Here is a 6,175-nt window from a genome sequence, read left to right on the forward strand (position 1 = left end):
GCCATGGCGTAAGCCCTCCCGAGGGCAGGTTGACGAACTGGACATTCATCAACTTACACCACGGCCACCCCTGCCTCTGCGCTCCTGCCGCCTCAGCGTTTTTGCACATCATTCTGCACACTACCGAGATTTCACGAAGCCTGCTGCGGGAGCTGATTCGGACGCTGCCCAAGCGGCGCATCGTTCTGGCCGGCGAAGGGCGACAAAACTTCTTGACGTTCGAAATAACAAATACCGCTGGAGAACCACGTCATTACGCCGTGTTTTTCGAGGTTTCGAAAGACAGACTGCGTAAGCGCCGACTCATGATGCGCGTGCAATCTGCATATGTCCTCGATGGTGGACTCTCCAAGCGTCAGCGGGAGGCGAGGCGCGTACTACTTCGAAACATCTTGCTCGCCGCACTGGACGGGCGAAAGGTTCGACCCTAGCGCAGAAAGACCAACGGCTGCCAGATGGCAGCCGTCGTATGCGAGTTCTCTATCTACCTCTCGGCAGAACTCCCACTCCAGATGGGACCCGGATAGCCGGGCGGCGCTACGTTTTCCTCACTCGCTCGTACGTAGTTTTTCCGTCGAACCGTTGACACGATCCGTACTTGCAGAAGTATAGAGACCGCTATATCCCCGGTCAACGCGCTATCGTCTGAAAAACACTTAGTCCGCGCATCCCGGCGAACCGCCAACGAAACACCTAAAATACGCCTTCCTTCCCGCATCACCGCACCACCATGAAACGCTTCTCCGCACTCTGCCTCACGGCGTGGTCCGCCGCCGCCTTGCTGTACTTCGGCCGGCATTCGGCTGCGTTTATCGCGCTGTCGGGTGTGGTGATGCTTGCGGGCTTCGATCTCGTCCGCCCGGATTTCCGCAAGCGTCGTCCGTAATCGCGTCTAGGAGAGCCGTCGAAATCAGTGCCGCTTGGCCGCTTCCCAGTTGATGTCGACGCACAGTACTTGCAAACCGTACGGCGTCTGCGCCGCAATCGATGCCGTCACGCAAAGATGCGCCTCGTTGATCGACAGATACGGCGGCGTCAGATGCACCCGCCCCGGCGCGCGCAGCGCCTCGATGAAGTACGGCCGACGCTCCCAGCTCGCGCCTTCCGAATGCAGCAGCGGGCTGAAGCGCTTCGCGCGCTGCGATGTCCGCACGATCGGCACGACGTTGTCGCCGATCTGCCGGCCTTCCTGATCGAGCAGGAAGCAGCGCGCGGTATCCGCGAGTTGCAGCATTTCGCTGGTCGCAGCGATTAGTGTCTCGCCTTCCATCAGCTTGACGGAAGCATGCTCGAGCCCGCTCACGTACGGTTCCAGCCGCGTCGCCTGCGCGCGATCCCGCGCCGCGATCCGCTCGCGCGATGCAGCCGACAAGGCATCCATCGCGCCGGCGGCGACTTCGCTGTGCACGGCATCGACGCTCGGCTGCGCGAAATATGCGCCCTGCACGAAATCGACGTTGCATTCGAGCGCGATCAACGCCTCGCGCTCGGTCGACAAACCGCCCATCAGCACGAGCTGCCCGGATTCATGCAGCAGCGACACCAGTCGCGGCAACACGCGTTCGATATGCGAATGCTCCGTGGCTTGCTGCAGAATGCAGCGATCCAGCGTGACGATATCCGGCCGCAACTGCCACACGCGATCGATATTCGAATGCTTCACGCCGAAACCGTCCAGCGCGATCAGAAAGCCCGACTTGCGCAGTGAATCGATGATCTCGGAAAAACGCGTGGTCTCGCCGTCCGCCTGCTCGGGCACTTCGAGCACGACGCGCTGCGGTGATAAGCCGATATCCTTCAGCGCGGCAACCAGCGCGTCGCCGTAACTCATGTCCATCAGCGCGGCCGGATGCAGGCTCAGAAAGAGCCATTCATCGTGGCTGTCGAACGCATTGAAGTTGCCCAGATGCAGTGATTCCGCGAGCCGGCCGAGTTCGAGCAGATCGCCGCGACGCGCGGCCTGCGTGAACACTTCCGCCGACGGCACATGCCGATGCGAATCGTCGCGTGCCCGCAGCGACGCGTGATAGCCGATCGCGCGCCGGTGCGACACGGAAAAAACCGGCTGAAACACGCTGAACACGGTGTATTCGCCGTACAGCACGGTGCGACGCGAGCCGTCGTCGCCGGCAACGGGGCGCGGCGGGCGGAAGCTGGGAGGGTCGAGGTCAACCATGCTCATGGGCGGATACGTCGTGCGTGAATTTCGAGATAGTCGAGACAGTTTACCGGATCGGTCTCGGCGTGTTCGAGCAAAAAGCGTGCGAATTCAACGATCGCGCGCACGAGCGCGGCGTTCGTTGCGTGCCGATGGGCGGATTTGTGTGCTCATTCGGCTTCGCGCGCGTATCGGCCATCGATTGCGCCGATGCACGCAAGCGTAGCCGCGTCGCGTGACGGTGCCATGCGCACCGACACGGTGCGGCGCGCACGCAAGCTTGGCGCGTCAGTTCGATTCCGACGGGTCCGGCTTGCGCTTGATCGAGCGCACTTCCGGCGCGAGTTGTCCGAAGATCCACGCGGTCGCCGCCGTGATGATGCCGGCGTGGAACGCGGGCAGCGAGTTGGTTTCCGTCACGCGCGGCAGGATGCCGGTGAAGGTCGCGAGAATCGCGCCGGCGACGGTGACGCCGAGGCTCATCGACAGCATCTGCACGAGCGAAAACAGGCTGTTGCCGCTGCTCGCGCCGCCGGTGCCCAGGTCCTTGAGCGTGAGCGTGTTCATCGCGGTGAACTGCATCGAGTTGACGGCGCCGAAGATCGCCAGTTGCACGAGCCGCAACCACAGCGGCTGATGCACCGTCATCAGGCCGAAGCTCGCCATCATCAGGCCGACGAGCACCGTGTTGACCACCAGCACGCGCCGATAACCGTGCTTTTCGATCAGGCGCGTGACGAGGCGTTTCGACGCCATGCCGGCGGCCGCGACGGGCAGCATCATCAGACCGGCCTGAAACGCGGTGAAGCCGAGGCTCACTTGCAGCAGCAGCGGAATCAGATACGGCATCGCGCCGCTGCCGATCCGCGCGAACAGATTGCCGAGCAGCCCGACGCTGAAAGTGTGGATCTTGAACAGATCGAGCGAGAAGATCGGCTGCGCGGCGCGCGTCGCGTGCAGGCCGTAGGCGACGAAGCAGCCGAAGCTCAGCACCAGCAGCACGATCACGACCGCGTGTTGCAGGCCGAGGTCGGCCAGGCCGTCGAGCGAGATCGTCAGCGCGACCATGCCGATGGCGAGCAGCAGATAGCCCGCGAGATCGAAAGGCGGCGTCGCCGGATTGCGGCTGTCGGGCATATACCGATTCGTCGCCACGCATCCGACGATGCCCACCGGCACGTTGATCAGAAAGATCCAGTGCCACGACGCGATCTGCACGAGCCAGCCGCCGAGCGTCGGCCCGATGAGCGGCCCGATCAGCCCCGGAATCGCGACGAAGGCCAGCGCCGACAGATAGCGTTCGGCGGGGAACACGCGCAGCACGGCGAGCCGTCCGACCGGCAGCAGCATCGCGCCGCCGATGCCCTGCACGACGCGAAACGCGACCAGCGCCGTCAGCGATTGCGCGTTCGCGCACAGCAGCGAGCCGATCGTGAAGATCAGGATCGCGGAGAGGAACACGCGCCGCGTGCCGAGCTTGTCGGCGAGCCATCCGGAGACGGGAATCATCATCGCCATCGTCAGCGAGTAGGCGATCACGACGCCTTGCATGCGCAACGGCGCTTCGCCGAGACTGCGTGCCATCGCGGGCAGCGCGGTGTTGACGATGGTCGAGTCAAGCGTCTGCATGAAGAAGCCGGTCGCGACGATCCACAGCATGATCGTCAGAGAGCGGTCGGACGGTGTTCCTGCTGCGGTATCGGTCATGGGCTTTTAGGACGCGGCGCTTATTTTCGGAGTTCGGCGACGAAGTCGTAGTAGTCGTTGCGGCAGTACGTATCGGTCAGTTCGATCGCGCGCTGATCGGCCGTATAGCCAACGCGCGTGATGAGCAGCAGCGCGTCGTGCGGCGCAATGCCCATCTGTTCGGCGATTTCCTCGCTCGCGTTGACGGCGCGGAAATGCTGGAGCGCGCGCACGATCGACAGCCCGCGCGCATCGAGATAGCTATAGAGCGAATCGCCGATGGCTTGCGGATCGGGGATGCACGACGCCGGAAAGGTGGAATTCTCGACGGCCATCACGATATCGTCGGCGAGGCGCAGACGCTTCAGACGCGTGACGGTGGCGGCGGGAGAGAGGCCGAGCTGGATCACTTCATCGCGATTGGCCGGCTCGATGGTGCGCGATATCCAGTTCGACGACGGCTTGAAACCGCGTCGCCGCAGCATCTCGCTGAAGCTCGACAGACGCGACAGCGGATCTTCGTAACGCGGCGTGATGAAGCTGCCCGCGCCTTGTTCGCGCCGAATCAGCCCTTGTTCGACGAGCAGCGCGATCGCCTTGCGCGACGTGATGCGCGACACGCCGAGCGCGTCCGAGAGCACGCGTTCGGACGGCAGTGCTTCGCCGGGATTCCAGCGGTTGTCGTGAATGGCATTGGCGAGCTTGCGGGCGAGCTGAAGATAGAGCGGAGTGTCGCTTTCCGGGTCCGGGCGCAAATCGCGCCAGCGATCTTCCGAGGTCGAGTTCATAAAGCGGACGCAAATGGGCCAAGCGGGGATTTTAAGACAAACGACGGAGTCATCGCGTGATGAACTGCGGAAAAGCGCTGGCTTTGCGGGGTGCCGGGGGTGTCTGATGGCATCTGTACTTTTTACAATACATGGCGAGACGCGGCGTCTAAGCTCGACTTTCACACGACAGAGGTGAGGCAAAGGTGATTAACGAGTTCAGAATTCTTTCGCGCGCCGAGTACCGGACCGACTATCGAGACCACATCATTGCGACGCTCGGACCATCGGGAACGAGCAGCGAGTTTGTTGCTCGGCAGTTGTCCGAGCGGGTGATGCTTCTGGGGAATTACGAGATGGCCGAAGCGTTCATCCACGACACGGATGAGAACGCGCTGCTACTGGTGGCGAACGCTTACCAGTACATCAACCGGTTCTACATCTCCCAGCGGACTGGTCCCATCGGCGCATTCTTTTGCGATACGCCGCCTTACGTCTTGGCGTCGAAGAACAAGTGCGTTCAGGACATGCCCGATCGGCCGCGAATTTCGTCTCACCGCGCACCCGCTCATCTGCTCGAACAGATCCTGCCGGATGCGGCTTTCACGCTGGTCGAAGCCGACTCGACCAGCGCGGCTGCTCGAATGACCGCCGAGTCGACTGTGGACGCATGCATTACCACCAAGATCGCATGCGAAAAAGAAGGGCTCACCGCACTTTACGACACCGGAGTCATTCCGATGCTCTGGACACTATTCGCAAGGAAAGCTTGATGGAAAAGGGAATAATCATCGTCGACAAGTTGATGCCGACCGGACTGAAGGCGAATATCTGTGCAGTCCTGGAAATGACGCTTGGGAAGTCGAATCCAGAAATCGTCGGCGCGGACTTGCTGACGAAAGATCAAAAGCCAATTTCCGGCATCACGCAGATTCCATTACCCATTCTGCAAAGTTCGTCAGATCGGCTGGGTGAAATTTTCCTGGAAAATCAAAGCGCCGATCTCTTGCTCGTGGTCTTCGACGAATCCGCGCTTACCACAAAGACCTACCCCGATTTTCAGGAGAAGCTGTCGTCGGTGCATTCCTCGCAATTGCGAATTCACGGATTGCTCGCTTATGGACCTAGGAAAGTCATCAATAAGATAAGTGCCGAACTACCTCTGCTGAAATGATGAAAGACATGATCTATGTCGGTGGCGTCCGATTTTTGCGCGGTAGCGTGCTGTTCAAGAACGAGATGCCGGTTACGGAAGTATCGCTTGCGCCTTATTGGATCGATATCTATCCGGTAACCAATCAGCGTTTCGAGAGTTCGGGCTGCTTATCTCGGTGAGTGATTTTTTTACCCTGCGGGGCGTGCGTTTTTTTTGCACGTCTCGTGGGGTGCTGTTTTCTCTTGTTGTTGTGGTTTATTCAGTAGCCGCCTCCCCGGCGGGGGGTCACTTTCTTTGCGGCGGCAAAGAAAGTAACCAAAGAAAGCCGCTTGGCCGATCCTAAGCACCTTCTTGAGCGGCCCCGGCACAGAACCTTAGACTTGGCACAGCGATAGCGAGTGTTCGCGG

General features: G+C 61.0%; 9 protein-coding genes. 6 read left to right on the top strand and 3 right to left on the bottom strand.

The window, feature by feature from the left end:
- Nucleotides 1-431 (top strand): YjaZ family protein (locus BVER_RS34705; RefSeq protein ID WP_502255040.1); only part of this gene is annotated, 431 nt, incomplete at its 5' end.
- Between the two features lie 299 nt (nucleotides 432-730).
- Complete coding sequence (locus BVER_RS33000; RefSeq protein WP_198155423.1) at nucleotides 731-886, top strand: hypothetical protein; 156 nt, start codon at nucleotides 731-733, stop codon at nucleotides 884-886.
- A 24-nt stretch (nucleotides 887-910) separates the two neighbouring features.
- On the opposite strand, the gene BVER_RS26965 is transcribed toward BVER_RS33000, so the two are convergent.
- The gene (locus BVER_RS26965; protein WP_050455871.1) at nucleotides 911-2,182 is read right to left on the bottom strand and encodes an EAL domain-containing protein; all 1,272 of its coding nucleotides are present in this window, start codon (nucleotides 2,180-2,182) and stop codon (nucleotides 911-913) included.
- Between the two features lie 17 nt (nucleotides 2,183-2,199).
- Between BVER_RS26965 and BVER_RS31980 the strand changes: the two genes are divergently transcribed.
- Nucleotides 2,200-2,397 (top strand): hypothetical protein, encoded by a 198-nt coding sequence (locus tag BVER_RS31980; protein WP_157056258.1) that lies wholly within the window; start codon nucleotides 2,200-2,202, stop codon nucleotides 2,395-2,397.
- A 49-nt stretch (nucleotides 2,398-2,446) separates the two neighbouring features.
- Here BVER_RS31980 and mdtD read toward each other — a convergent pair whose 3' ends face one another.
- Nucleotides 2,447-3,865 (bottom strand): multidrug transporter subunit MdtD, encoded by a 1,419-nt coding sequence (gene mdtD, locus BVER_RS26970; RefSeq protein WP_050455872.1) that lies wholly within the window; start codon nucleotides 3,863-3,865, stop codon nucleotides 2,447-2,449.
- Between the two features lie 20 nt (nucleotides 3,866-3,885).
- Nucleotides 3,886-4,632, bottom strand: a complete 747-nt coding sequence (locus BVER_RS26975; RefSeq protein WP_050455873.1) for a GntR family transcriptional regulator — start codon at nucleotides 4,630-4,632, stop codon at nucleotides 3,886-3,888.
- Between the two features lie 185 nt (nucleotides 4,633-4,817).
- Here BVER_RS26975 and BVER_RS31985 point away from each other — a divergent pair, with 185 nt between their 5' ends.
- Genes BVER_RS31985 through BVER_RS31990 form a run of 3 tightly spaced genes read left to right on the top strand, consistent with a single transcriptional unit; the run spans nucleotide 4,818 to nucleotide 5,946 of the window.
- Complete coding sequence (locus BVER_RS31985) at nucleotides 4,818-5,384, top strand: type 2 periplasmic-binding domain-containing protein (protein ID WP_050455874.1); 567 nt, start codon at nucleotides 4,818-4,820, stop codon at nucleotides 5,382-5,384.
- Entirely contained in the window at nucleotides 5,384-5,785 is a 402-nt protein-coding gene (locus BVER_RS26985) for a DUF2000 domain-containing protein (RefSeq protein WP_050455875.1), read from the top strand. The genes BVER_RS31985 and BVER_RS26985 overlap by 1 nt, the downstream gene beginning before the upstream one ends.
- Nucleotides 5,785-5,946: an SUMF1/EgtB/PvdO family nonheme iron enzyme gene (locus tag BVER_RS31990; RefSeq protein WP_198155425.1), complete on the top strand. Its 162-nt coding sequence runs from the start codon at nucleotides 5,785-5,787 to the stop codon at nucleotides 5,944-5,946. The genes BVER_RS26985 and BVER_RS31990 overlap by 1 nt, the downstream gene beginning before the upstream one ends.
- Nucleotides 5,947-6,175: the final 229 nt, after the last annotated feature.

Source organism: Candidatus Burkholderia verschuerenii (assembly GCF_001189365.1).
Taxonomy (GTDB): Bacteria; Pseudomonadota; Gammaproteobacteria; order Burkholderiales; family Burkholderiaceae; genus Caballeronia; species Caballeronia verschuerenii.

What these genes read in the sequence shown, in the direction of transcription:
- mdtD (WP_050455872.1), bottom strand. Translation starts at nt 3,865, where the DNA reads ATGACCGATACCGCAGCAGGAACACCGTCCGACCGCTCTCTGACGATC.
- BVER_RS26985 (WP_050455875.1), top strand. Translation starts at nt 5,384, where the DNA reads ATGGAAAAGGGAATAATCATCGTCGACAAGTTGATGCCGACCGGACTG.
- BVER_RS33000 (WP_198155423.1), top strand. Translation starts at nt 731, where the DNA reads ATGAAACGCTTCTCCGCACTCTGCCTCACGGCGTGGTCCGCCGCCGCC.
- BVER_RS26965 (WP_050455871.1), bottom strand. Translation starts at nt 2,182, where the DNA reads ATGAGCATGGTTGACCTCGACCCTCCCAGCTTCCGCCCGCCGCGCCCC.
- BVER_RS26975 (WP_050455873.1), bottom strand. Translation starts at nt 4,632, where the DNA reads ATGAACTCGACCTCGGAAGATCGCTGGCGCGATTTGCGCCCGGACCCG.
- BVER_RS31990 (WP_198155425.1), top strand. Translation starts at nt 5,785, where the DNA reads ATGAAAGACATGATCTATGTCGGTGGCGTCCGATTTTTGCGCGGTAGC.